Origin of the sequence: Bacillus cereus group sp. MYBK95-2, assembly GCF_051915225.1 — a bacterium.
Classification (GTDB): domain Bacteria; phylum Bacillota; class Bacilli; order Bacillales; family Bacillaceae_G; genus Bacillus_A; species Bacillus_A cereus.
In genome coordinates this window covers 520104-544707 of the sequence record NZ_JBQAEH010000003.1, presented here as the reverse complement: position 1 = coordinate 544707, position 24604 = coordinate 520104, and the positions used below count along the sequence as shown (strand labels likewise).

Genomic DNA, 24604 nt, shown 5'->3' with positions numbered 1-24604 from the left:
ACTCCTTTATTTATTAAATTCGCTTGATTGATACCATTTTGGAATATAGGATGAAAAATCATTATGATCTTCTAAAATTCCATTTAATCTTTCCTTCATATCATCTAATAAATATGGTGTGCTTCGGTTTGTCCATACGATATCAGCCGGGAATATCATTGCTGCATATAATGAGTACAGTTTCCAAAAATGTAGATCAGGTTCTCCTCCGCAATAACCGTGAACTTGTCCAACCGCAAATGGTTTGCTTATATTCGTTGTAAATAGTGCTACTTTATAAAAATCATGAATAGGATCACCAATATCGAATCTAGCAAAATCAATGACAGCCCGAAACTCATTTTGGTCAATCATTATATTAGCCGGATGAAAATCGTCATGTAAAAATACGATGGGACGATTTTTTAATAAATCTTTATGATTTCCTACAAAATCTATCACTGTATTTAAACGAAAAAAGTCTACTTCATATTCTTTCAACGCTTCTAAGTATCTCTCATATTTACTCCATATAGACATTTCCCATGAATTACTTTTATCTTCTTTTTCAACTAAATGAATCTTTTTTAGTACTTCTCCAGCCTTTTTTCCAGCCCTATACTGCTCTTCTGTAGACAACGTTCTTAATATATCTTCACCATCTAATCCATCAATCCATTCAAAAACTTGTACACATTTATTGAATTTAGTAAGACTAATAAAATGAATTAATTTTGGCATAGGAATATGTAAAGAATCTAGCTGCTGCATATATTCATATTCTTCCTGCTTCCGTTCAAAATATGATGAATCGCATACTTTAATAAAATACGAGGCCCCACTCTCTAATTCAATTTTATATTTCTCATCGAATGAAAAGCCTTTTGAAATAACAGTCGCTTTTAACATACGAGGCCATTCTAGTATTCTCTCTATCTCCCTAAGCATTTCTTCCACAACGTTCACCTCTATTAATATATGTACAAACTACCTAGCACTTCATGCTCTCGTTTATTTCCACCTTTAAACTCTACTGCAAATGGATATTCGCCATTCTTATTCAAATGTTCTAGTACTAGCCCTTCTCCAATCGGTTCACAAAACTGCACATGAATATTTCCAAACACTACACTTTGACTCTCAGCATTCCATTTTTCATTTTTCACAACTGAGCTTGTAGATAGTCCCATTACTTTTTTCCATTTCCATACTGTTTCTCGAACGTTTTTTACTGCGTAATGAATCGTTTCAATTTGTTGCACTTTGTTTTTATGTTCAGTGATCATCCCACTGTTACGTAAATCGTTTCTTCTTTCTTCGTCCGTTTCATTCCACTGTATAAAGAAAGGTAATTTCGGTCCGTTCTCTTCTTGCTTAACAAATAACATTTTCCATTCTAAAAGCCGGCCATCTTTTCTCATGCGTTTCCCTTCAAATGGCCCTATCGTATGTAAGCCGTACTTATTAAAGTTAACTGCTAGCTCCTCAATTGCATCTGTTCGGATCGCGATTTGTAGCATTCCTTCTCCATTTTGTAGTTTCACCACTGTTTCTTGTACTAATGGATTTTCTGCTTCTTTCGCTTTTTCTTCATGCTGAACTGCTAAAAATTCTATGTATGATAAGTCAAAATAACTTAAACTATTCCAAGTACCCCAAGTAGTATGCTCTCCGCCTAATACAGTATGAAATCCAAGCTCCTGCATTTGTTTTGCCGCTTCCTCCGGTGTACATTGCACTGCGTGAACGAGATGATCAAATGCTAACATATTCTTTCTCCCCTTTCTCTCCATCCTTTTATTGTATATTTTATTTTTCTTTCATTCAATTCAAAAACTTTAAAACCTAGTTGATTTATACGATTAATATGTATTATAATGAAACAAATTTAATTATTGCTGATTGGAAAAACCAAAGGCACTTTTCTCATACGGGAAAAGTGTCTTTTTCATTTATTATTACAGGGGGATTATTTATGCAGAAATTAATTGTCTTTGCTATTATTGGATTTTTCGCTCAACTGATCGATGGAGCACTCGGAATGGCGTATGGGGTAACGTCTACTTCACTATTATTAATGTTTGGTATTGCACCGGCTGTAGCTTCCGCATCGGTTCATTTAGCTGAAGTCGTTACAACTGCAGCTTCTGGCGCATCTCATATCAAATTTGGAAACGTTGATAAATATACAGTTTCCAGGCTTACATTACCTGGGGCAATCGGCGCATTTGTTGGGGCATGTTTTTTAAGCAATTTACCTGGTGATGTAATTAAACCGTACATTTCCGTATTTTTATTTACTTTAGGGGTTTATATTTTATTACGATTCATCATTCAAAAACAAATTGTCACTTCAAATAAGCGTATGTCTGCAAAACAACTTGTGCCGCTTGGTTTATTCGCTGGATTCGTTGATTCAACTGGTGGCGGTGGTTGGGGGCCGATTACGACACCTGTTCTTCTAGCAAGAGGAAATGAAGCTAGAAAAGTTATTGGATCTGTAGATACGAGTGAATTTCCTGTTTCACTCGCTGCAACAATCGGCTTCTTCATCTCACTTGGCTGGGAACAAGTAAGCTGGGTTTGGGTATTTTCTCTCATGCTCGGTGGTATCGTAGCGGCACCAATCGCGGCATGGCTAGTTCGCATCGTTCCTTCTCATTTACTTGGCGTATTAGTTGGTGGTCTTATTATCTTTACAAACATTCGTACACTGCTTACTACATTTAAAGTGGATCCAACTATTATTTCACTTTCTTACGTTGCAGTTGGTCTTGTCGTTATTATTTCTATTTTCATTGCTGTTCGTAATCATTCCAATCGTCCTAATACGTCAACGGCTGAGTATCCGAATGATCAGAAGCAAATGCTACCATAACTATAAAAAATACCGCTCAATTTAGAGCGGTATTTTTTATTTTTCTATTTTCCAATTAATCATCATTTCTGTAGCATTTACTCTCTTCATATGTAACTTTTCTAAAACACGCATCGAACTATAATTATCTAGAAGTGTCTCTGCAATTATTGTTTCTACCTCACCTGTTTTGAAAGCCCAATCGATTAGTTCTTTTACAGCTTCTGTTGCATAGCCCTGATTCCAATATTTCTCAATGAATCCATAGCCAATTTCTACTGTTTGATCCTCGTTTGGTTTCCCTTTAAACCCAATATCACCTAAAACGCTATCGTCTTCTTTTCGAAGAACATACCACGCCCCCCATGGTAATAAAGCCTCATCTTGTTTCACATTCTCTACATGCCCTACAATATGCGGACCGCTATTATATCCTTGCTCGTTAGCGACTTGAATCCTCTCTTCTGTACACGGCACTATATAGAGCCTTTCTGTTTCTAATTTCATTTTGATTTCCCCTTTTTGCTTAAACGTTACCCTAATTATAACAAATAATATGACTTTATTATGAATGTCGAATTATATTTTTCTGAATTTTCTTTTAATTTAGAGGGTTTTTCAATATTTTTTGCGAAACATTTGTATAACAATTTTTTCTTTGCTTATTGCTACATAATAGTAGGTTCGGGTGGAGTTTTGCAAGCGTTTCCTATACAATAACCGATATTTTTTGACTTTTCCTAACAAAATATCTTGCAATATATTCAGAAAGTCATTACAATTGCCATATATTAAAAATCTTAGCAATATATAAATCCTCATCAATCCGATGAGGTAGAGGTTGCGACTTTTAATAGTAAAACGGACGAGACACAGAGAATGTCAGCTGACTCCGTTTGAAAGGAAAAGTTGCCGAAGTTTATATTTCTTCTCTGGAAATATGAGCTGGGGCTGTCTCCGAAAGGAACAGAACTGTCACGTTTACAAAATTACCGTGTAAACGTGGGGTGCTATCTTAACGGAAGGGTATGATGGGGTGGTTATTTGTGAAACGTTCCGCCAAATTCCTTTGGCGGTTTTTTGTATTTTTCTCCCCCGCTCCTTCCTAACCTACAAGAAAAGGAGTGTTGAACATGAATAGCGCAACAAATCAATCTACCTCTAAAACGCAAACTACACAAGGACAAGGTGAATTAAAACGCGGATTAAAATCTCGTCACCTTACGATGATTTCTCTCGGTGGTACAATTGGTACCGGACTATTTCTTGCCAGTGGTGGTGTCATCCATACAGCTGGACCTGGTGGCGCATTAATTGCATACGCCGCAATTGGAATTATGGTTTATTTTTTAATGACAAGCTTAGCTGAACTTGCAGCTTACATGCCTGTTACTGGATCTTTTAGTACGTATGCAACAAAATTTGTTGATCCATCACTTGGCTTTGCACTTGGATGGAACTATTGGTATAACTGGGCAATTACGATTGCTGCTGAACTTGCAGCCGTAACATTAATTATGAAATTTTGGTTCCCAGATACCCCTTCTCTTATTTGGAGCGGATTATGTTTAGCTATTATTTTCCTTTTAAACTATTTATCTGTTAAAGGGTTTGGTGAATCTGAATATTGGTTCGCACTTATTAAAGTAGTTACGATTATTATCTTTTTAATTGTTGGTTTTATGATGATTTTTGGAATTATGGGCGGTGAAACGGTTGGATTTAAAAACTTCACTGTTGCAGATGCACCATTTAACGGCGGTATCATGGCAATTATCGGTGTGTTTATGGCAGCTGGTTTCTCATTCCAAGGTACTGAACTATTAGGAGTAGCTGCTGGTGAAACTTCTGATCCAGAGCGTAATATTCCGAAAGCGATTCGTTCAATCTTTTGGCGTATTCTTTTATTCTATATCCTTGCAATTCTCGTTATCGGTTTATTAATTCCTTATACAACTGAAAGCCTTGCTGCAAGTGATGTTACAGTAAGTCCGTTTACACTTATTTTTGAAAAAGCGGGCGTTGCCTTTGCTGCTTCTGTTATGAACGCTGTTATTTTAACGGCAGTACTATCTGCTGGTAACTCTGGTATGTATGCATCAACTCGTATGCTTTGGGATTTAGCTCGCCAAGGAAAAGCACCAAAGTTTCTTGGTAAATTAGATAGCCGCGGTGTACCTGTTAACGCATTAATCGTAACATCGATTGTCGGTAGTATCGCTTTCATTGCTTCTTTATTCGGTGACGGTGTTGTATACATTTGGTTATTAAATGCATCAGGAATGTCTGGCTTTATCGCATGGGTTGGAATTGCAATTAGTCATTACCGTTTCCGTAAAGCATATATCGCACAAGGAAAAGATTTAAATGACTTACCATATAGAGCAAAATGGTTCCCATTTGGTCCAATCTTCGCATTTACACTTTGTATCATCGTAATTTTAGGACAAAACTACGGCGCATTTATGGGTGAATCAATCGATTGGAATGGCGTACTCGTTTCTTACATCGGTTTACCACTCTTCTTAGTACTATGGTTAGGATATAAATTTACGAAAAAAACAAAAGTGATTCCACTTGATAAATGTGAACTAAAATAAAGTGAAACGAGCAAACAAATTTGTTTGCTCGTTTTTTGTTGCAAACCTCTTTGCTTCCCTATTGCTCCTGTTTTTGCCATAATAGAAGAAATATAAATAAAAGGTTGGGATACAATGAACATTCGCATTACTGATGAAGCAAAAGCAGCTATACATAGATTAGAACGTGAAGACAAAAAGATCATTCGCATTAGAGGAACAATGACAAACTCTTGTAGTATTTTCGTTGATGTCGATTTAATTTGGGATACATTTAACGCAGATGATGTTGTATATGAAGATGCGGAGCTTATCGTACAAATGGATTCATTTACGAAAGACTACACTGGTGATACAGTGAAGCTTGATTATAAGACGACAGGTTTTAGTATTACGACTCCGAGTGAGACTTTGGTTTATGGATTGTCGATTAAAAAATAAAAATTGTTTTCATTTGACCACCGAGGTGAAAAAATGGGTAAATATGTTCCGTTAAAATTTTTATTTAATGAAGAATTAGCAGAAAAAATAGCTGATTCTATTTGTAAACACGATCCTTGTTTCTCTAAAAGCATCTTTGTAGATTCTGTAGCTTGTAAAGTTGAAAATTTAGAGTTAAAACAGCGTATTGAAGTAATTGCAGATGAATTACACAATGCTTTACAAAAAGATTTTAATGCCGCAATACATATATTACTGAAAACATTAGGACCAGAAAATACAACAGAAGTAGGCACATTTACAAATGGATATATGTACATGCCTGTTGCAAAATACGTTGAAAAATATGGGCTTAACGATTTTAAAATCTCGTTTAATGCAATGTATGAAATAACGAAAAGGAATACTGCTGAATATGCCATTCGGCCCTTTCTTGAAACATACCATGAAGATACACTAAACATATTACAACAGTGGATTCATGACGAAAACAGCCACATTAGGAGATTAGTTTCTGAAGGTACAAGACCAAGGCTTCCTTGGGCTAAAAAAATAGGAGCTCTAAAAGGTGATTTTCAGTACAATTTACAACTTCTTGAACCATTAATGAATGACCCTTCTAAATATGTTCAAAAATCTGTAGCCAATCATATTAACGATATTACGAAAGAAGATAAAGAACTCGTTTTTCAGTGGTTACAGCAATTACGTGATAAACAGCATCCTATTAATCCTTGGATTATAAAACATGGGTTAAGAACAGTTATTAAAAATGGTACTTTACCAAAAGATTTTTGTTTTTAAATATTTTAAACAAAACCGCTTATGCTTCAAAAATGAAGTATAAGCGGTTTTCCTTTTGAATACAGAAATAACAAACGTAAAAAGCACTTTAAATTTCTTCTTTATATCATTATTTTACTAGCTCTTCTATGTTATTACTTTCCTTAATTTTTTCGGATGATAGCCAGAGTGAATAACTTGTTCCATCCTTGTTCCTTAAAAATATGTTAAATTCCTTATTATAATATAGTTCTTCTTTAAGAATAGTGACTACCTTTCTCAAATCCTCTATTACATATGGATCATTTCTATATTTTATCTCACTGTCATTGAAAACTAATGTCAATTCATACTCTAGACAATTGCCGTCTTTCGGGTGTGGACAAATAATATCCTCAATTTCAAAGTGGCTATTTTGTATCTCATTTAATCTTTCGCCTACTTTGGTTTCAGTTTGAACCAAATATGTCCAATAACCGTTTACTGTGTTTTTCATTGTTAAAAGCAGTTCTTCTTTCGTTATAGCTTTTTGTATATTTTGAAAAGGGAAACCTATAGATTTACCATTATAATCCTCAATTTCAAGTTTTGTTATCTTTCTATTACTCTTCTGAATGAATTGGATTAGAGCATATAAACGATCTAATTCTTTTGATTGGAATTGACTGTAATCAATCTTGTCACTCATTTTTAAAGTTAATAATAACGTATCCGTTGGTTTCTCCTCTATATCATCATCCACTATATATTGAAAAACATTTTTATTTTCAGGTTCCACGTAACCTAATTTTTTAATTTCTTCTAGCATTGGTTTAAATTTCTTATATTCCTCATATGTTTTTTTTCCGTATTGATATTCATCACCTTTTATTCTTGAGTATACTAAGCCATCAACCTCTACTCTAAATTGAATATTTTTATTGTTTTTCGCTTGAACAGTATGGTATGTATGCCCCATATTCCCTTCGTGTATAGCACCCCAATCTGTTACAATCACATCAATTCCGTGCTTTTTTTTCACATATTTTTTCACCTGATCTTCATCTTCATAATTACAACCACTTAAACATAAGAAACATAACAATAGTAACATTACATTTTTATTCTTTTCATATAGCACCTTGCCCTCTTTTCGCATAAACAAAATATTCCATATACAAAGAATACTAAATCGTTGAATGTTTTCAAAGAATTAAAATATTTTTACAATCAGTTTATATATTTATTTCTTTTATTAATGGCTCTAATAAATTTTACTATTGATAATCGAATATAATAAAAAGAAACCTAAATTTAAGGTTTCCCATTTTTACCAATAATTCAGATTTTAATAGATATTTTTTAGCCAAGTAATAATTCGTAGTACCTGAACCGGCTCAAACCAAGTAATGAAAAACAGGACAACAAAGAAAAAGATAAGTGATATGAATTTTACTCTTCCATCTTCACGTCTAGCAATTGCTATAAAACTTAGAACCATTCCAATTTAAAAAGAAATATACCCTAATAGGATAATAGGCTCAGAATAGCTATCTATTATCCTATTTAATCCAAATAATAATAGTCCAAAAGTCATCAAGATTATTGAAAATACACTAAATTTTTTCATAATTCAACCTCCAATATAATTTTACTATTTTATGGAGAGAATAATTTTTTATGCGTATGAATGAACAATTACACTATAAAAATAGATAACTCAATTTATTTTTTCATTAAACAACTGCCTTCTTTTATTCCTTCAAAGGATTTCCACTCAATTATCCCGAATATATAAATAACCATTCTCACAAGGAGCGAATTTATATGAATCTATTCGAACACGAAACGTAAAACCGCTTCTCTTTCATAAGAGGTCCTCCCGTTCTCCTTTCTCATCATATCATTCATTGAAAAATAGGAGGACATAATTATGAAACGTGATCCATTATTTTTAACTTTATTAGAAAGTGCAAATACACATTTTAGCGGTTGGGATTTTTCTTTCATTTCAGAAACGGGTCGAATGAAGAGCGAGCCTTTATCGTGGTCGTACGGCAGCATTGCTTTCCTGCTTATGCAACGTGCAAAGTCAATGCTCGATATGGGGACTGGCGGCGGAGAGTTTTTATCTATGTTACAACCGTTCCCGTCAACTATTTATGCTACTGAGGGCTACGCTCCAAACGTGCCAATTGCTCGAAAGAAATTAGAGCCTTTAGGGGTTACTGTTGTAGAGGTGAACGATGAAACTGCATTGCCATTTCAAGATGGTCAGTTTAATCTAATCCTAAACCAACATGAATCATATGCTGCTTCTGAAGTAAAAAGAATCCTTTCTCAAAATGGGATTTTCCTTACACAACAAGTTGGTGGTCTCGATTGTGTGGAACTTAATGAGCAATTTAACGCACCGCTAAATAACGAATTTGCAAGTTGGTCACTTGAAGCAGCATGTAGTGAGTTAGAGGAAACTGGATTTACTATTTTAGAAGCAAAGGAAGAATTCCCTTTCCAACGCTTTTATGATATTGGCGCTATCGTCTATTATTTAAAAGCAATTCCGTGGCAAATTCCTGATTTTACTGTCGAAAGGTATTATGAGGAGTTATATCGTATACATGAAATTATCTTACAAAAAGGATATTTTGATGTGAAACAACATCGGTTTATCATTAAGGCGATTCGTGACTAACGGAAAAGAGGTGGCAAAGCCACCTCTTTTCCGTTTACGTATGTTCTCTACTCTTTCACCATAAGAAAAGTTATATCATACATATTACAATTCTGACCAATAAATTGTATTTCTGAAACATATAATCACTTCGTATATATAATGAGAACAAAAACGTGATTTTTCACTATCCTCTTCTATTGAGAAATGAGTTGTTTTTCATATCGCTTGTTCGCATCATCTTCTGTCAAACATGCAGTTGTGTAATTAATAATATTCCGGTTATCGTACGTGAATATATGTTTTAACTTATTTTCTTCTGTTATTACTGTCGGTAAGTATTTTGGTAAGTTGCTAACTACACCTCTATTATCACCATCTAATATCCAATCAATTTCTTTCCATTCTAATAATCCTTCAGCCGTACGTAATGGTGTATTCATTTGCATTCCATCTGGAAAATCAGCAACGAACACATACATTCCTTCACTAGCCTGGGGCTCATCTTTACCTTTAAAAACAACAGTCCCTTTATACGTTACACTTGAAAGTTCTATACCCGTTTCCTCAAACGTTTCTCTAATTATTCCTTCGTATGGCGTTTCATTCTCTTCTATTTTTCCTCCAACACCATTCCACATCCCCATATTCGGCTTTTTATTTCTATTTAATAGCAGTATTTTATCGCTTTTTCTAATAAAACAAATTGTGTATTTGTACATACGATCATTTCCTTTCATTTTCCACATGAGTTATTTGGCTTATTTTCAAGTAAAAACACTCGCCTTACAATTCCTTACTACATAATATATAGTACAACTTTCATGCGTAAACACTTTACGTCAAACGAGAGAATCCTTTTTAGAAAGGAGAATTTAAAATCGATAATATAAGCAATGAATTTCTAAACCAATATTACAACAGCCTCGTGTGGTTAAACGATACACACTGGTTCGGGGTTCCAATCTGTAAACTTCCCTCTGATCTCTTTTTGTATCAAGAAATTATTTATGAATTAAAGCCCGATTTAATTATTGAATGCGGGACTTTTCACGGTGGTAGTGCACTGTATTTAGCTTCTATGTTAGATTTAATTGGAAAAGGTCACGTACTTACTATCGATATAACTCCGCAGCCAAATCGGCCATCACATAATCGGATTACGTATTTAACAGCATCTTCTGTTTCTGTGCAGGCCATCCAAACAATTGTAAGCATGCGCAAACCTGATGATGTGGTTTTAGTTATTTTAGATTCTGATCATAGTAAAGAACATGTCTCCAAAGAACTATTACTATATAAATCTATCGTCACTACTGGCAGTTATATGATTGTAGAAGATACCTCCATTAATGGAAATCCGCTTCTTCCCGATTGGGGTCCTGGCCCGATGGAAGCTGTGGATGAGTTTTTAACTAAAAATAATAACTTCATAATCGACGAGTCTAAACATAAATTTTTCATATCATTTAATCCAAAAGGTTTTTTAAAGAAAATAAAGTGAAACTTTAATAAGTGGGGTTTTGCTCATCCCCCACTTATTCTATCATTTTCATTTTTGAAAAAGGATAATATACAAATTCCACCTTGCCTATTATGTTATCTTCTTCAATATATCCTAAGCCATTTCGACTATCTCTACTTACTTCGCGGTTATCTCCCATTACAAATAACTTATTTGGCGGAATTTTTGTCTTTTGAAAATTATAAAACACTTGTGTGTTGTTAAATAAATCTTTGTTTGTATATGGTTCTTCTTGCTTTTTATCGTTCACATATACCTTTCCGTTCGTTATGTTAATTACATCACCAGGAAGCCCTATTACACGTTTCACATAATATTTCGATTCATCCTCTTCTTTTATAATGACAATTTCTCCGTGTTGTAAATTAGAAAGACGTACTACCGCTTTATTTACAAATACGTAGTCTTCTTCATATAAAGTCGGCTGCATCGATTCCCCTTCCACCTTACATAAAGTAAAAGAATGGTAGCCTATGACTATCACCAATATAAATAGTATGTACTTTCCCCAGCCTCTCTTAATCTCCTTTTTCATATCCATTCCCACCTTATAAAGCGCTTTTTAACTCAAAAAATATATCACTGCACAATATGTTTCCATGCAGTGATACTATTTTTACTGTGCCTTGTTCGGTTGTTCTACTGGAATTGAATTTGCATTTGATCTATTTGTTTTTAATTCAAAATACGCATCCAAAATCTCTTTACCAATCGCAGAATTAATTCCTGATTTATCATCATTCACCCATGGTACAACAACTGAAAAAGCTACTTCCGGATCCGCATCATATGGTGCATAACCGGCAAGAGTTAAATTATAACATTTTTTTCGGTTGTTGTTCTCATCTCTTCCAATATCACTTTCTCCACCATATACTGTCTCAGCTGTTCCTGTTTTTCCCGCTGGTTTATATGGTAGACCTTTAAACGTTCCGGTACCTGTTCCGTCAGCTTCTTGAAAAACTCTTCTAAATCCTTCTTTTACATGATTAATGTACGAAGTGTCCATATCCACTCTATTTAATACAACTGGTTCAATCGACCGAACGACTTTTCCTACATCCTCTGGTCTATTCGGTTGCTCTCTAACTTCTTGTACAATTTGTGGTTTCATTCGGTAACCGCCATTTGCAATGGTTGAAATATATTGTGCAAGCTGAAGCGGCGTATATGTATCATACTGTCCAATCGCGTAATCAAGTAAAAATCCGGGTATGTTATCAGTTCTACCTATTTGACCGATCGATTCATTTGGCAGGTCAATACCAGTCGACACACCTAGGCCAAATTGTCTAAAATAGTAGCGCATTTTATTAAATGTTTCTTGTTTAATATCTAATGGATTGTTTGGAACATAATTAATGCCTGCCATTTTTAAAGCTGTATTAAACATATAAACGTTCGATGACACTTGCAAAGCTCTTAAATCATCAATATCCCCAAATTCTTTCCACGATTTCTTCGGCTTAGAACTTCCTTTAAAATACATTGGCGCATCAAAGAAGTGTGTATACGGCTTAATCGCTTCTGTTTGATATCCAGTTAATAAAGTAGCCCCTTTTACAGTTGACCCTAACTCGTAAGAACTTGTCATCGTTCCTAATGCATAATCTTCTATTTGCATACCGCCATCTTTATTTACAATTTTCTTTCCTGCCATTGATAAAATTTGACCGTTTTTCGGATTCATCATTACTACGAACGCACGATCCATCATCGGCTCTGCAGCATGAAAGGCTCGTAAATTCTTTTCAAGGCTGCCCTCTACTCTTTTCTGTAAATCCATATCGACTGTTAACATCAAGTTATTTCCACTTTTTCCTTCAGTCACTTTTTCTGTTCGAACAATCTTCCCTGCTTTATCCATAATATTTTTAGACTGCTCCTTCGTTCCATGTAGTGCATCTTCATATTGTTTTTCAATGTAACTTTTACCAATACGATCGTTTCGATTATAATCACGAACTAAATAATAATCTAATTGTTCTCTTGGCAATCCTTCATTTTCATTAGAAACGCTACCTAGTATAGAGCGCAGTATTTTATCATTTGGGTATTCACGTTCCCAATCTACTGTCGTATCTACCCCTGGTAAGCTTGCCAACCTTTCACTAACGACAGCATATTCATTTTGACTTACATCTTTTTTAACGATTTGCGGCGTCATTTTATATCCCGCATTCATTTTGCTTTTAATTACTAATACTTCTATATCTTCCTTTGAAAGCTCATTTAGTTCTTCTTGTGTAATTCTTTCCCGGCGCAGTTCTTCTACTTTTTTATCTAACTCTTTTCCTTCTATTTCTTGCTTTCTAAATTTACTCTCATCTTCTTTTGTTACTTTCGCCGCTGCCCGCTTTTCATTTAACTGCATCCAAAAATCTTTCTTATCTGTCTCTGTTAACTTATCCATGTCCTCTTGCGACATTTCAATTAGTTTGGCTAAATCTCTTGCTACTTGTAAAACTTCTTTCGAGTCTACTCCTCTCATTTTCGTATATGTAACGGTTCGCAATGGTTTATTATTTACAATAACGTGACCTTGCCGATCAAACATTTTCCCTCTAGGAACGGGAGTGCTTACCGTTACATCTTCCTTTTTATTTACTTCATTTCTATACGTTTCTCCATCAATGATTTGTACTTTACCTAATTGAATTATAATAGCTGAAAATAAAAGAAAGACAATAAAAAATAGTACATTTAACCGAAATGGAATATGAGTCTTTTTCTTTTTCGATTGTTTTTTCTGCTCCTTTTTCTGTCTCATTTCGCTCCCTCGCTTCATTCTATTAACATTTCTACGCAAAATCATTATGTATCAAATTTATTTATATGATATATATAGAATTTTATATTAATTATAAAAGAAATAAAAGATTTAATTTTCAGTTTTTTGTTTTTACATCCTATTTATTACCATTCCCTTAATGCACAATAACATGAATATTATTCTAAAAGAAAAATGGGCAAATTGATTTTTATAAATTATAGAGATGTTGTTACTACATTATCAAAATGTTTTCATATGGCTTAAAACAGTGATTACTCAAATAAAAAACTGAGGCAGATACCTCAGTTTTTTCGATAACTTATTTCATTGAAGATAACCCTTCAACAAACTCACCAATCTTATTTTGAAAAACAAAATCAAAGTTATATTCCTGTCCTGTTAACTCTTCATTTACTAAAATAGTTGTTGCTCCTACTTCCCTCTTTGCGATTTCCGGGAATGAAGCGACAGGTTGTACTTTTAATGACGTTCCCATAACGAGAAGTACACCTGTTTCATATAAACGTTTCATCGCATTTTGATATTGCGGCAGTGTATCTCCGTATAAAACAACATCTGGATTTAAAATAAAATTACACTTCTCACAACGCGGTACTTCATGATCAATCATATACTGTAAATCATAGCCTGATTTACATTTTGGACAATGTGCTGTTTGAAGTGTTCCATGTAAATCAATGACATGCTTACTGCCACCTAATTGATGTAAACCGTCAATATTTTGCGTTAAAATCGTAATATCTTTCCCTTGTTCTTCTAGCTCAGCTAAAAAGCGATGGCCACGATTTGGTTTATATTGATGGAACGTATTAATTTGAAAGATTTCTTTATAATGCTTCCAAAATTCTTTCGGACTTCGGTTATAGTACCCTCTTGATAAGTACATCTCCACATTCGCATCAGCATACAATCCATTTGCTGAACGGAAATCTGGAATACCACTTTCCGTACTTGCACCAGCACCTGTTAATACTGTAATTTTCTTCGCTTTTTCTAAAATTGAACGTACTTCTTCAAATTGTTGCACAAAAATCACCTCTATGTATTTTCCTATTCTTATTATACCAGTTGTTTACAGGAGGTGTTGTACAATTCATTTTACTTAATGCGTTGCGCCCCCAACCTCTACAATATCTACTTCAACTGTCGTCGTTACTTCGATTGCCAATTCTATCCCCTTACGAATAGTAGAAAGTGACATACTCGGTTGCCCTGGATAATTACTCGCTTGTTCTGGTAAGAACGGAATGTGAATGAATCCACCTTTTATTTTCTTATCATGTTTCTCTAGTTCATGCATAAGTCCATAGAATAAGTGATTACAAACGAATGTGCCTGCCGTCTGTGAAACAGATGACGGTATGCCCTCTTCGCGAAGTTTTTTTACGATTGCTTTCATCGGAAGTGTAGACCAATATGCAATCACTCCTTCTTCTACAACTGGTACATCTACCGGCTGATTGCCTTCATTATCAGCAATTCTTGCATCATCAATATTAATTGCGACACGTTCTATCGTAATATCTGGTCTGCCCCCAGCTTGTCCGATACATATAATAATTTCCGGCGCTAGTTCTTCTATATACTCTTTTAATACGCTTATTGATTTATGAAATACAGTTGGTACTTGTTTGCTTATTATCTTGTATTCTCCAATTGTTTTTTCATGCAAACCTTTTGCTACTTCCCAAGCTGGATTGATATTTTCTCCGCCAAACGGATCAAACCCTGTTAATAATACTGTTTTCATAGTTTTATCCTCCTAATTAGAAACGATATACAAGGCCGTACATAATAAACATATTTATGATAAAAATTGAAAGAGCAATTGGTACTTGTGCTTTAATAACCGCATTTTTATCCTTTAGCTCTAAAAGCATCGCAGGTACGATATTAAAGTTTGCTGCCATTGGAGTAAGCAGCGTTCCGCAATATCCAGCAAACATACCGAGTGCTGCCATAATTGCTGGGTTTCCGCCGTGCATTTGAACTATTAAAGGTAAGCCAATTCCGCCAGTAATAACAGCAAACGCTGCGAATGCATTTCCCATTACGACTGTAAATAGCATCATGCCTAAACAGTACGCCATAACAGCAACGAACGGATACTCTGTCGGTAGCACTTGTCCAACTAAGTCTGAAACAACTTGTCCAACGCCAGACTTCGCGAATATACCGCCAAGTGCTGCTAACATTTGTGGTAAAATTACAGCCCAGCCAACAGCTTGTAATAGTCTGCTTCCTTCTTGTACAGGTGTTGTTATTTTTGATTTTGTAATACGCATCGCCGCAACAAATGCGAGTAATGCACCAAGCGCTAGTGCAACTAATGTTACTTTATCTGGATCAACAAGAGAGACATTTCCCCATTTAATTTTCCCTAAGGTCAACGTACCGATAATTGTAAAAATAGGAATTAATAGTGCAGGCATAAAAATTTTATTTTTTAATTTCTCAGCATGTTTCACACGTTCTTGTACTGGAACTTCTTTTTCCTCTGATTTTGTTACTTTATTTAGCGAGGCTAAAACGACCATAGCGAGCACGATACAGCCAACGTAAAACGAAGGAATTACATTTCCAAATAAAAATGTAACTGCAAACAATGCCCAAAATAAACTAGAACCGAATCTGTTTGGATGTTTACAATCGAATGCGATACGAACAGCGATAAAAGCAACGATTATCCCTAATACATAATAGATTGTATCCATTGTGATGATGTTCATATTAGATTGCCTCCTTCTCTTCTTTTCCTTCTGCCTTCATTGTTTTCTCTATATATTTATCAAACCTTCTAAATCTAATCCAGCTTACAATAAGTGCAGATATTGCTGTCGGAATGCCCCAAAGTGCCATATCCCATACTCCGACATGCATACCTACTGAATCGAAGAATCCTTTCATTAATAAAATAGCTCCAGTTGCGATGAAAATATCTTCTCCGAAAAACCAAGCTGTATTTTCAGCAGCTGCTGCGTTTGCTTTAATCTTTTCTCTTAATTTTTCAGGAAGTTTACCGTATTTACCTTGCGCGGCCCCTTCTGCCATCGGTGCAACGAGCGGCCTTACTGTTTGCGCATGCCCACCAATATTAAGCCCTAGTGCTGCTGATGATTCTCTTATCGTAAAATATGACATTAATACTCTTCCAGTTGTTGCTCCTTTTGATTTCGTTATAAGTGCTTCTGCTCTTTCTTTTAAACCGTAACGCTCTAAAATTCCGATTACCGGTAAAGTTAATATAATTGGCATAGACATATATCTATTTTCTATGAAAAATTTACCGAACATGCTGATCACATCATAAAAACTTAATCCTGAAACCATACCAGTAACAATACCTGCAACCATAACTACTAAAAGTGTATTTAATCTAAATAAAAAGCCCACTGCAACAAGTAGTATTCCGATTAATTTAATCATTTCTAGCACTTCCCCCTATTTTTTATTTCGGTGCACAAATAGAAATATCATTAAGTTTGAATGTTCTGTATATTCTTTTTGCAAATTGCACTGCTTTTTCCCCATCACCGTGTAAACAAATTGTTTGCGCCTGAACTGCTACTTTCTCTCCATTGACCGCATTTACATGGCCTTCTTTCACCATTTGAAGTACTTGCTTTATCGCTTCGTCTTCATCTTTTATAAGCGCATTTTCTTCTGTACGGCTCGTTAATGTACCATCTTGCTTATATGTACGATCCGCAAAAGCCTCTTGTACGAGAGTTACTTTGTATTTTTCTGCAGCCTGTATAAACGCCTCGCTATTTGCTAATCCATAAAGTAATAGACTTGGATTTATATGATAAATTGCCTTTGCAATTGCATCTGCAATTTCCGGATTAGACGCCGCCATATTATATAAGGCACCGTGCGGCTTTACATGCTGCATTTTCCCGCCTGCCGCTTTCACAAATGCGTCTAATGCGCCTGTTTGATATAAAACATAATCGTATACTTCACTTGCTGAAACATTCATGTTTCTTCTACCAAATCCAATTAAATCAGGAAATCCAGGATGCGCCCCTACTGCTACGTTATGCTCCAAAGCTTTTTCAACAGTTTGACGCATAATAGACGGATCACCCGCATGAAAACCGCAAGCAACGTTTATAGAGGAAACGAACGGAAGAATTTCATCATCATTCCCCATTTTATAAGCGCCAAAACTTTCTCCTAAATCACAGTTTAAATCGATTGTAGTCATAATGTATTCCTCCTAATTTCAGCTTCGTAAAGCGATGAATTTCTTTAATAGATTCATATTTACTTCTTGTTCTATGTACAATTGTTCCGCTTCTTCAAGCGTAATTTTCTCAAAAGAAACATAGTCCCCCGGCTTTAGCTGGGCAAGAAGAGGTAAATCTACTGAAATGATATTTCCCATTCTCGGATAGCCACCTGTCGTTTGCCTATCTGCCATTAATATAATCGGCTGTCCACCATTAGGAACTTGAATGGTTCCAAATGTAACAGGACTCGATAAAATCTCTTTTTCTTCAATCCTATTTAATACTTCTCCCTCAACCCTATAGCCCATACGGTCAGCATAATTAGATACCTTATACTCTTTCGTAAAAAATGCCTTTCTACTTTCTTCTGTAAATTGATCGTATTCAAAGTCAGCTATGACACGAAGCTTAGGATGTTTCTTATACTTTGGTAGTACACTGTTGCTAATTGCCCATTTCGTTTTTATACGCTCATCTTTTTGTAAGTCTTGTATGAAACGATTCGCCATTTCTGGTTGTGCACCAATTTGGAAGTAGTCACCCTTTTTCAGCATTCTTCCTTCTATACCACCAATCGCAGCACGTATGTACGTACTTTTGCTTCCCATTGTACGCTCAATATGTATTCCACCCGCAAAGGTCACATACGCTCTGCAACCACTTTTCACTTTTCCAAAACAAAGCATACTACCTTCTTCCGCTAAAATTGGACGCCATAAGGGGATACGTTCTCCATTCAATAACGGTTCCATATCTGCTCCGCCAATCGCAAGTAAAGTCGTTTTCTTTATTAACAATTTAGGTCCCATAATCGTCATTTCGAGTCCCGCTTCATTCTCTTCATTACCAACTAACATATTGATCATCTGAAGTGCACTTTGATCCATCACCCCGCCAACTGGCACACCGTATTGTTGATAATGAGATCGCCCTAAATCTTGGACTGTTGTAAACATTCCCGCATGCAAAACCTCTACATCCATTTTTTAGCCCCCTCAAGCGATACGTACTCTTCCTTCGTTATTGGAATAAATCGTAAATACATACCACTTTGAATATATGTTGGTATTTCTTCTTCCGGATTAAATAATGAAATAGGAGTTCGGCCGATAATATTCCATCCTCCTGGTGTTTCAAGCGGATATATACCTGTTTGATTTCCGCCAATACCTACTGAACCAGGAGAGATTTGTAACCGTGGTGTTTCTTTTCTAGGTGTTTCTAATTCTTTTGATAGTCCTCCTAAATACGGGAACCCTGGTGTAAAACCTAACATATATACAAAATATGTAGTTTCACTATGTATTCGAATCACATCTTCTACTTGTAAACCTTTATAATGTGCAACCTCTTCTAAATCAGGTCCATATTCTCCCCCGTAGCACACTGGTATAGAAATATGTTTCACATCCTGTTTTACTTCTTCTTTATAAGAATCACACAGCTCCTTTATATACTGGCGAACGTAATCATGTGACCTTTCACTTCTCTCATTTCCCTTCCATACTTCGTATACATTGTAGTAAACAGCTAATGAAGTAAACGACGGAACGCACTCTATCATTCCTGCAAACGGATGTTGCTGCAGTGCTTGAAATAACCGCTGTACTTTCTCATATATATCCCTCTTAATTTCTTCACCAAATGTAACAATAATTGCTTGATCCCCTAACGCAGAAAATTTCATCCTACTCCCTCTTTCTATGCCAAAAAGCCGAGTTCTTTCGAAATGCGATGCGCTGTTTCTTTCACCTTCGCAATAAAATATGAAATGTTACTTTCGTTGTACTCAATTGCTAATCCCGAAATACTAATGCCTGCTACAACCGTTCCATCGCTCGCGAAAATGGGTGCTGCTATCGCGGCTGTATGATTTTCTAACTCAGAATAACTAATGGTGTAGCCTTCCTTTTTTGCCATTTGCAACACTTCTAACAATTGTTTCTTATCCACGATTGTTCCATCTGCAAACTGTTTTAAATCCACTTCCTCTATGTATCTCCGTTTCTCTTCCTCAGAGAAATACGATAGTAAAATTCTTGGACATGCGCCAGCATAAAGCGGTGCTCTTCTTCCAACCGCCGTATACACGCGTACCGGCTGAACACCTTCCATTTTTTCAACATAAATTGCGTCATTTCCATCCTGAATTATTAAATTAACTGCCTGTCCTAAACTATCTCTAAGTTCTTTCATATAAGGAATTGCTATATTTCTTACTGATAATCGTTGTGAAACAAGTTGACCGAACCGTAAAAATACGACCCCTAAACGATATTTCCCCTTTTCGTTTTTTTGTAAAAACTCCATCTCTTCCAACGAGCCAATTAAACGATAAACAGATGTTTTCGGCATATTTGTAAGCTGAACCATCTCTGTTAAACTTAGCTCTTCATGCTCATAAAACAACTCCAAAATATCCATTGTCTTAACTGCCGTTTTATTTATACTCATTCTATCTCCCTTTCGTTCCGAATTACGGAACTTAAATTCCGTTTTTCGAAACAAACATATAATTTAAAATTATAAAATATTCTTTCAATTCAATCAATAGATTTTAAGCAAATAAAAAAGTATGGAAGAATATCTCTCCCATACTTCACCACACTTTATAACGCTCTTACTTGTTCCAACGGCCAGAAAACAGCTTGTCCTTTTCCGACAATTTCATCTTCTGAAATAAAGCCAAACATGCGACCATCCTTAGAAACTTCACGATTATCCCCTAAAACAAATACTTGGCCTTCTGGCACTTTCGTTTTCCCAGTGATTTGTTCTAACGTAAAGTCTGGAGTTAATACACGGCCTACTGCTTTTTCTTTAAACTGTTTTAAATATGGTTCTTCCATCGCTTTTCCGTTTACATATAAAACATCATTTTTATACTCAACTGTATCGCCTGGCAAACCAATTACTCGTTTTACTAAATCGTATCCTTCTTTCCCGTGGAAGACGATAATATCAAAGCGATCTAATCCACTTATACTATAACCAATCTTATTCACGAGAACTCTTTCGTTATTTTTTAAAGTGGGCATCATTGATTCACCTTGTACTAAAGAAGGTGTAAATAAAACACCGCGAATAATAGCAATTAATACAAGGGTAAAACCTATCGTTTTAGCCCAAGAGAATAATTCTTTCTTCGTATTTTCCTTCATCGTTTCTCCTCTTTCTTAAGCACTTATTTTATTATTTCAACTAATTCTTGTACTAAATTAGGATCTATTTCAGAAAAACATGATTTTCCTTCTCTTACCGCTGTACCGACATGCGCCTGCGTGATTCCAGTTTCATCTAGCAATCGCTTTATATTTTCTTTCGTCACGCCAGCTCCAGCTACAAGCTGAATTTGACCCTCACTTACCTTTTGCATTTCTGTAAGCACCGGAATATTCTCTACTATATTTCCTTGTCCACCTGAAGTTAAAACGTGAGTCACTTTATGAAACTTCTTTAAAGTGCTCATCGCTTCTACTGGATTTTTTATATCATCTATCGCACGGTGGTACGTTACATTTATTCCATCTACAACAGATAGTAAATCCGCTAATTTCTCTTCATCCACTTCATTTCGTTCGTTTAATACGCCTAATACTACCCCAGCTGCTCCTAACTTCTGTGCAACTATAATATCTTCTTTCATCATTTCAATTTCTTCTTCCGTATATGTAAAAGACTTCGCATGCGGACGAATCATAACATGAATTGGTATACTTACCACTTCTACCGCTTTTTTTATAAAAGCATAACTCGGTGTTAAACCACCTTCTGTATAAGATGAAATTAATTCAATCCGCTTCCCGCCAGCACTTTCAATTCGTTTTACATCTTCTAAACATGTTGCAATAACCTCTAGCATGAGATGACCTCTTTTCGTGCTTTTTTCTTATTATAACATTAGTAAAAATAAGAAGCCTAGCTTTCTCCTTTAAAACTTAAAAAAGAAGAATGAAAAGAAAGATTTTTTATTGGCAACGATTATTGGTAACATCCTATTATTCATGTACACTCCTACCATAATGAAAAAAGCCCTTCATTTTGACGGATTTTTCTAATTTCAAGCTTTTCTTTCCTCAGTTTTCATATCAATGCCTAATTGATCTTCCAATAACTTTACACCTTTCTCTGTAAGATGGACAGCTCGGTTCTTATCCGTTTTCGTAATCCATCCCTGTTCAAAAAGCAGTTTTGCAATTGCAGACCCTAACCAACCAGAAATATGGTAACGCCGTTCACTCCAATCAAGGCAAGGTTTTGCAAATACCCTCCTTTTTGTATCTGCCTCATCAACATTTATTCCAAAATTCAGAAACCATTTCTTACCTTGTTCCGTTACAATGTATTCTCCATCCTCTAAAATTATAAATTGCCTATCTAGTAATTTTTCAGTTATCTCTACACCGAGTTTGCCTGCAAGATGATCATAACAAGTTCGAGCATAACGAATTTGTTTTAGTTGGCTTGATTGTTTTAAAGAGCGAACTTGAACTGTTGGTGCAATTGTCCCTAACTTTTCAAGCACTTCTGCAACTTCTTGATTAGCAAGTCGATAGTAACGATGTCTACCATGTTGTTCAACTGTAAGTAAATTCCCTTCTACTAATTTAGAAAGATGCGAACTAATTGTTGGATGTGACACTTTTGCCATATAAGCCAATTCACTAGCAGGTAGTGCCTGATTATTCATTAGACAATCTAAGATGATTGCTCTTGTAGGTTCCGCAATTAGTTTAGCTATATATGAGATATTCGGATATACATTCATATTTCGATGATACCCTAACTATTAAATTGATACAATTATTTTAAGTTTAATAGTAAAGGAGAATGTATTATGAATGCAATTGATCTTAGTATATTAAATTTAAAAGAAACGAGAAGGCGCTCAGAAAAATTATGGAATTCTCTTCCCGATAATTTTCTTAATTGGAAGCCTGATCCTGAGGCTATGTCCTTTGGTGAAATGATTCGTCACGTATGGAGCTCAACTTTTTACTATCATATGATTATAAAAAACAACGGTTCAATAAACGACATACGTACCCCGTATGATGACGAGCCAATTACTTGTGTAAAAAAAGAAATTGAATTGGCACAATCACACTTTACTGACTTCATAGAATATGTTCAATCAATAAGCATAGCCGAGCTAGATTCAAGACTTATTGATCGAAGCGATGTTGGCTATCAACGATATTTAGGTGATATGCTATTACGAATTGCCTATCATGATGCGGTCCATGCGGGTCAATTTTTACAATATTTGCGAATGGTTAACTTGGAAAGACCTTTAATTTGGGATTAAATACGAAAAATGTTTATACAGCCTCCAAACTGGCATTACAATAAGAATTTTTCAACAAGAAACAATCACAACACCATGATAATCATTTATATTAAAAACCTACATCTCCATTAAGTACTTCATACACATAAAAAGCACGGGTTTGATTACTAATCAAACCCGTGCTTTCAAAACAACTATAATATCCATAAACAATAAAATGTAAACTTCAAAAATCACGACCGAAACGCCGCATCCGCCAGCATAGACAATGTTGCATCATCCATCGGTGGATTGTGTAATCCTGCTCTGACGTTTAAATAGTAACGATGGAGCGGATTTTTTTCTGATAAACTTTTTGCTCCTACGATGCGCATCGATTTATCCACTATAGATATCGCCGCATTTGTTACAGCATATTTCACAGCTGCTAATTCTGCTTGCAGTGATAGTTTATCTTCTGCCTCATCGTACTTTTTCGCAATTTGATATAAAAAGACACGAGCTTGCATAAGCTCAAGTTCTAACTCTCCAACTAATTTTCTAACATTCGGCAATAAACTAATAGAATGATTTAAACTATTTGGCTTGTATGATTCCGCAAATTGAACTGCATAATTTCTTGCTGATTGTGCAATTCCTAAATAACATGCTGGTATATGTAGCAACCAGCCAATACCCTTTTGTTTCACTTTCCCGCCTTTTACATCCGTAAAAAAGCGGTTGTCTATCTCTACATTTTGTAAGACAAGGTCGTGGCTAGCAGTCCCTCGCATTGCAACGCTATCCCACGTTTCTTCAATAGATACACCGAGTGTATTTCTTGGAATAACAAACTCACCAACTTCTTCACGGCCTTCCATACTTGCTGAAATAATAAAATAATCAAGTACTGGCGCCATCGTTGTAAAAGTTTTTCTTCCATTTATAACCCACTTCTCGCCTTGTTGAACCGCTATTGTTTCTGGTTTGCCGCCACGCGTCGGACTCCCTGTTTTCGGTTCTGTTGCTGCCCTGTTAAAGAGCGCACCATTACGTACTTCTTCGCAAAACCATTTGAACATCTCATCATTCCAAGAGCGATTTTCCGCTAGCTCCTTCACAATGCCAAGATGCCAGCCAATCGATAATGCAGTAGCTCCACAGCCTTCCGCGATTTTCTCTTGAAATAAAACGAAGTCATATAAAGAAATGGCACTACCACCAAATTCCTTCGGTAACGTTAATTTCGTATATCCGATATCTTTCAAATCATTTATATTTTCATACGGAAATGATCCTAATTCACTTAGCTGATGCTCCCTTTCCATGAACTTCGGAATCAATTTATTTATTTTCTCAATAATTAAAGACTGTTCTTCTGTTTCAACAAATGAGAGTGCCATACTATAATCTCCTTTATGCTCGATTCATAAACCGTTCATTTTGTCATTATGATTATATGAAGCTACCTCTCTATTGTTTCACTATT

26 protein-coding genes, 1 pseudogene and 1 riboswitch are annotated in these 24604 nt (G+C 35.4%); of the genes and pseudogenes, 7 read left to right on the top strand and 20 right to left on the bottom strand.

Translation table 11 applies throughout. The features are described 5' to 3' along the window. Positions 1–6 precede the first annotated feature (6 nt). Both ACTFN4_RS14115 and ACTFN4_RS14110 read right to left on the bottom strand, forming a co-directional pair. On the bottom strand, positions 7–936 hold the full coding sequence (locus ACTFN4_RS14115) for an aminoglycoside phosphotransferase family protein (protein WP_000392077.1): 930 nt from the start codon (positions 934–936) through the stop codon (positions 7–9). Positions 937–950: 14 nt separating this feature from the next. Continuing rightward, positions 951–1748, bottom strand: a complete 798-nt coding sequence (locus ACTFN4_RS14110) for a VOC family protein (protein WP_439962460.1) — start codon at positions 1746–1748, stop codon at positions 951–953. A 98-nt stretch (positions 1749–1846) separates the two neighbouring features. Between ACTFN4_RS14110 and ACTFN4_RS14105 the strand changes: the two genes are divergently transcribed. Continuing rightward, a complete protein-coding gene (locus ACTFN4_RS14105; RefSeq protein WP_002024365.1) occupies positions 1847–2857 on the top strand; it encodes a sulfite exporter TauE/SafE family protein in 1011 nt (336 codons plus the stop codon). Between the two features lie 36 nt (positions 2858–2893). Here ACTFN4_RS14105 and ACTFN4_RS14100 read toward each other — a convergent pair whose 3' ends face one another. Next, complete coding sequence (locus ACTFN4_RS14100) at positions 2894–3343, bottom strand: GNAT family N-acetyltransferase (protein WP_000764600.1); 450 nt, start codon at positions 3341–3343, stop codon at positions 2894–2896. A 320-nt stretch (positions 3344–3663) separates the two neighbouring features. Then, a riboswitch (Lysine riboswitch) is annotated at positions 3664–3857 on the top strand. A 112-nt stretch (positions 3858–3969) separates the two neighbouring features. Between ACTFN4_RS14100 and ACTFN4_RS14095 the strand changes: the two genes are divergently transcribed. The 3 genes from ACTFN4_RS14095 to ACTFN4_RS14085 all read left to right on the top strand — a co-directional run bounded on the left by ACTFN4_RS14095 (position 3970) and on the right by ACTFN4_RS14085 (position 6660). Beyond that, positions 3970–5436 (top strand): amino acid permease, encoded by a 1467-nt coding sequence (locus ACTFN4_RS14095; RefSeq protein WP_001083397.1) that lies wholly within the window; start codon positions 3970–3972, stop codon positions 5434–5436. A gap of 114 nt (positions 5437–5550) precedes the next feature. After that, complete coding sequence (locus ACTFN4_RS14090) at positions 5551–5856, top strand: iron-sulfur cluster biosynthesis family protein (protein ID WP_002026004.1); 306 nt, start codon at positions 5551–5553, stop codon at positions 5854–5856. A 33-nt stretch (positions 5857–5889) separates the two neighbouring features. Then, complete coding sequence (locus ACTFN4_RS14085) at positions 5890–6660, top strand: DNA alkylation repair protein (RefSeq protein WP_060851972.1); 771 nt, start codon at positions 5890–5892, stop codon at positions 6658–6660. Positions 6661–6769: 109 nt separating this feature from the next. On the opposite strand, the gene ACTFN4_RS14080 is transcribed toward ACTFN4_RS14085, so the two are convergent. Both ACTFN4_RS14080 and ACTFN4_RS14075 read right to left on the bottom strand, forming a co-directional pair. Further along, a complete protein-coding gene (locus ACTFN4_RS14080; protein ID WP_439962491.1) occupies positions 6770–7732 on the bottom strand; it encodes a hypothetical protein in 963 nt (320 codons plus the stop codon). A gap of 234 nt (positions 7733–7966) precedes the next feature. Continuing rightward, a pseudogene (locus ACTFN4_RS14075) lies at positions 7967–8248 on the bottom strand (hypothetical protein). 303 nt (positions 8249–8551) lie between these two features. On the opposite strand from ACTFN4_RS14075, the gene ACTFN4_RS14070 reads away from it, so the two are divergent. Continuing rightward, entirely contained in the window at positions 8552–9313 is a 762-nt protein-coding gene (locus tag ACTFN4_RS14070) for a class I SAM-dependent methyltransferase (RefSeq protein WP_439962459.1), read from the top strand. Positions 9314–9489: 176 nt separating this feature from the next. On the opposite strand, the gene ACTFN4_RS14065 is transcribed toward ACTFN4_RS14070, so the two are convergent. Further along, positions 9490–10014 carry an NUDIX hydrolase gene (locus tag ACTFN4_RS14065; RefSeq protein WP_002182860.1) on the bottom strand — a complete coding sequence of 175 codons (525 nt, stop codon included), beginning with the start codon at positions 10012–10014 and terminating at the stop codon, positions 9490–9492. Positions 10015–10172: 158 nt separating this feature from the next. Between ACTFN4_RS14065 and ACTFN4_RS14060 the strand changes: the two genes are divergently transcribed. Next, positions 10173–10796: a cephalosporin hydroxylase family protein gene (locus tag ACTFN4_RS14060; protein WP_265736937.1), complete on the top strand. Its 624-nt coding sequence runs from the start codon at positions 10173–10175 to the stop codon at positions 10794–10796. A gap of 34 nt (positions 10797–10830) precedes the next feature. Here the strand turns inward: ACTFN4_RS14060 and lepB (ACTFN4_RS14055) are convergent, their stop codons facing one another. The 13 genes from lepB (ACTFN4_RS14055) to ACTFN4_RS13995 all read right to left on the bottom strand — a co-directional run bounded on the left by lepB (ACTFN4_RS14055) (position 10831) and on the right by ACTFN4_RS13995 (position 22614). Further along, on the bottom strand, positions 10831–11352 hold the full coding sequence (gene lepB, locus ACTFN4_RS14055) for a signal peptidase I (protein ID WP_002094069.1): 522 nt from the start codon (positions 11350–11352) through the stop codon (positions 10831–10833). An 81-nt stretch (positions 11353–11433) separates the two neighbouring features. Next, positions 11434–13587 carry a peptidoglycan D,D-transpeptidase FtsI family protein gene (locus ACTFN4_RS14050; RefSeq protein WP_001249190.1) on the bottom strand — a complete coding sequence of 718 codons (2154 nt, stop codon included), beginning with the start codon at positions 13585–13587 and terminating at the stop codon, positions 11434–11436. Between the two features lie 322 nt (positions 13588–13909). Further along, a complete protein-coding gene (locus tag ACTFN4_RS14045) occupies positions 13910–14647 on the bottom strand; it encodes an NAD-dependent protein deacylase (RefSeq protein WP_074554685.1) in 738 nt (245 codons plus the stop codon). A 66-nt stretch (positions 14648–14713) separates the two neighbouring features. Further along, complete coding sequence (pcp, locus tag ACTFN4_RS14040; RefSeq protein ID WP_000859709.1) at positions 14714–15361, bottom strand: pyroglutamyl-peptidase I; 648 nt, start codon at positions 15359–15361, stop codon at positions 14714–14716. Between the two features lie 16 nt (positions 15362–15377). Then, positions 15378–16340 carry a DUF979 domain-containing protein gene (locus ACTFN4_RS14035; protein WP_001021642.1) on the bottom strand — a complete coding sequence of 321 codons (963 nt, stop codon included), beginning with the start codon at positions 16338–16340 and terminating at the stop codon, positions 15378–15380. A 1-nt stretch (position 16341) separates the two neighbouring features. After that, positions 16342–17037: a DUF969 domain-containing protein gene (locus tag ACTFN4_RS14030; RefSeq protein ID WP_000593392.1), complete on the bottom strand. Its 696-nt coding sequence runs from the start codon at positions 17035–17037 to the stop codon at positions 16342–16344. Between the two features lie 22 nt (positions 17038–17059). Then, the gene (gene pxpA / locus ACTFN4_RS14025) at positions 17060–17821 is read right to left on the bottom strand and encodes a 5-oxoprolinase subunit PxpA (protein ID WP_000207321.1); all 762 of its coding nucleotides are present in this window, start codon (positions 17819–17821) and stop codon (positions 17060–17062) included. 18 nt (positions 17822–17839) lie between these two features. Next, positions 17840–18829, bottom strand: coding sequence for a biotin-dependent carboxyltransferase family protein (locus ACTFN4_RS14020; protein ID WP_439962457.1), 990 nt, complete (start codon positions 18827–18829; stop codon positions 17840–17842). Further along, positions 18820–19533, bottom strand: coding sequence for a 5-oxoprolinase subunit PxpB (pxpB, locus tag ACTFN4_RS14015; RefSeq protein WP_000672283.1), 714 nt, complete (start codon positions 19531–19533; stop codon positions 18820–18822). The genes ACTFN4_RS14020 and pxpB overlap by 10 nt, the downstream gene beginning before the upstream one ends. Before the next feature lie 14 nt (positions 19534–19547). Next, positions 19548–20300: an IclR family transcriptional regulator gene (locus tag ACTFN4_RS14010; protein ID WP_000026367.1), complete on the bottom strand. Its 753-nt coding sequence runs from the start codon at positions 20298–20300 to the stop codon at positions 19548–19550. A 155-nt stretch (positions 20301–20455) separates the two neighbouring features. Beyond that, positions 20456–21007, bottom strand: a complete 552-nt coding sequence (gene lepB / locus ACTFN4_RS14005) for a signal peptidase I (RefSeq protein ID WP_000662501.1) — start codon at positions 21005–21007, stop codon at positions 20456–20458. Between the two features lie 23 nt (positions 21008–21030). After that, positions 21031–21708 (bottom strand): copper homeostasis protein CutC, encoded by a 678-nt coding sequence (locus ACTFN4_RS14000; protein ID WP_000895121.1) that lies wholly within the window; start codon positions 21706–21708, stop codon positions 21031–21033. Positions 21709–21906: 198 nt separating this feature from the next. Then, positions 21907–22614, bottom strand: coding sequence for a metalloregulator ArsR/SmtB family transcription factor (locus ACTFN4_RS13995; protein WP_439962455.1), 708 nt, complete (start codon positions 22612–22614; stop codon positions 21907–21909). A gap of 69 nt (positions 22615–22683) precedes the next feature. On the opposite strand from ACTFN4_RS13995, the gene ACTFN4_RS13990 reads away from it, so the two are divergent. Next, entirely contained in the window at positions 22684–23154 is a 471-nt protein-coding gene (locus ACTFN4_RS13990) for a DinB family protein (RefSeq protein WP_000991272.1), read from the top strand. Positions 23155–23369: 215 nt separating this feature from the next. Here ACTFN4_RS13990 and ACTFN4_RS13985 read toward each other — a convergent pair whose 3' ends face one another. After that, positions 23370–24518: an acyl-CoA dehydrogenase family protein gene (locus ACTFN4_RS13985; RefSeq protein WP_071740776.1), complete on the bottom strand. Its 1149-nt coding sequence runs from the start codon at positions 24516–24518 to the stop codon at positions 23370–23372. Between the last annotated feature and the right edge of the window lie 86 nt (positions 24519–24604).

What these genes read in the sequence shown, in the direction of transcription:
- ACTFN4_RS14110 (WP_439962460.1), bottom strand. Translation starts at nt 1,748, where the DNA reads ATGTTAGCATTTGATCATCTCGTTCACGCAGTGCAATGTACACCGGAG.
- ACTFN4_RS14105 (WP_002024365.1), top strand. Translation starts at nt 1,847, where the DNA reads ATGTATTATAATGAAACAAATTTAATTATTGCTGATTGGAAAAACCAA.
- ACTFN4_RS14100 (WP_000764600.1), bottom strand. Translation starts at nt 3,343, where the DNA reads ATGAAATTAGAAACAGAAAGGCTCTATATAGTGCCGTGTACAGAAGAG.
- ACTFN4_RS14095 (WP_001083397.1), top strand. Translation starts at nt 3,970, where the DNA reads ATGAATAGCGCAACAAATCAATCTACCTCTAAAACGCAAACTACACAA.
- ACTFN4_RS14090 (WP_002026004.1), top strand. Translation starts at nt 5,551, where the DNA reads ATGAACATTCGCATTACTGATGAAGCAAAAGCAGCTATACATAGATTA.
- ACTFN4_RS14085 (WP_060851972.1), top strand. Translation starts at nt 5,890, where the DNA reads ATGGGTAAATATGTTCCGTTAAAATTTTTATTTAATGAAGAATTAGCA.
- ACTFN4_RS14080 (WP_439962491.1), bottom strand. Translation starts at nt 7,732, where the DNA reads ATGTTACTATTGTTATGTTTCTTATGTTTAAGTGGTTGTAATTATGAA.
- ACTFN4_RS14070 (WP_439962459.1), top strand. Translation starts at nt 8,552, where the DNA reads ATGAAACGTGATCCATTATTTTTAACTTTATTAGAAAGTGCAAATACA.
- ACTFN4_RS14065 (WP_002182860.1), bottom strand. Translation starts at nt 10,014, where the DNA reads ATGTACAAATACACAATTTGTTTTATTAGAAAAAGCGATAAAATACTG.
- lepB (WP_002094069.1), bottom strand. Translation starts at nt 11,352, where the DNA reads ATGAAAAAGGAGATTAAGAGAGGCTGGGGAAAGTACATACTATTTATA.
- ACTFN4_RS14050 (WP_001249190.1), bottom strand. Translation starts at nt 13,587, where the DNA reads ATGAGACAGAAAAAGGAGCAGAAAAAACAATCGAAAAAGAAAAAGACT.
- pcp (WP_000859709.1), bottom strand. Translation starts at nt 15,361, where the DNA reads ATGAAAACAGTATTATTAACAGGGTTTGATCCGTTTGGCGGAGAAAAT.
- ACTFN4_RS14035 (WP_001021642.1), bottom strand. Translation starts at nt 16,340, where the DNA reads ATGAACATCATCACAATGGATACAATCTATTATGTATTAGGGATAATC.
- ACTFN4_RS14030 (WP_000593392.1), bottom strand. Translation starts at nt 17,037, where the DNA reads ATGATTAAATTAATCGGAATACTACTTGTTGCAGTGGGCTTTTTATTT.
- pxpA (WP_000207321.1), bottom strand. Translation starts at nt 17,821, where the DNA reads ATGACTACAATCGATTTAAACTGTGATTTAGGAGAAAGTTTTGGCGCT.
- ACTFN4_RS14020 (WP_439962457.1), bottom strand. Translation starts at nt 18,829, where the DNA reads ATGGATGTAGAGGTTTTGCATGCGGGAATGTTTACAACAGTCCAAGAT.
- pxpB (WP_000672283.1), bottom strand. Translation starts at nt 19,533, where the DNA reads ATGAAATTTTCTGCGTTAGGGGATCAAGCAATTATTGTTACATTTGGT.
- ACTFN4_RS14010 (WP_000026367.1), bottom strand. Translation starts at nt 20,300, where the DNA reads ATGAGTATAAATAAAACGGCAGTTAAGACAATGGATATTTTGGAGTTG.
- lepB (WP_000662501.1), bottom strand. Translation starts at nt 21,007, where the DNA reads ATGAAGGAAAATACGAAGAAAGAATTATTCTCTTGGGCTAAAACGATA.
- ACTFN4_RS14000 (WP_000895121.1), bottom strand. Translation starts at nt 21,708, where the DNA reads ATGCTAGAGGTTATTGCAACATGTTTAGAAGATGTAAAACGAATTGAA.
- ACTFN4_RS13995 (WP_439962455.1), bottom strand. Translation starts at nt 22,614, where the DNA reads ATGAATGTATATCCGAATATCTCATATATAGCTAAACTAATTGCGGAA.
- ACTFN4_RS13990 (WP_000991272.1), top strand. Translation starts at nt 22,684, where the DNA reads ATGAATGCAATTGATCTTAGTATATTAAATTTAAAAGAAACGAGAAGG.
- ACTFN4_RS13985 (WP_071740776.1), bottom strand. Translation starts at nt 24,518, where the DNA reads ATGGCACTCTCATTTGTTGAAACAGAAGAACAGTCTTTAATTATTGAG.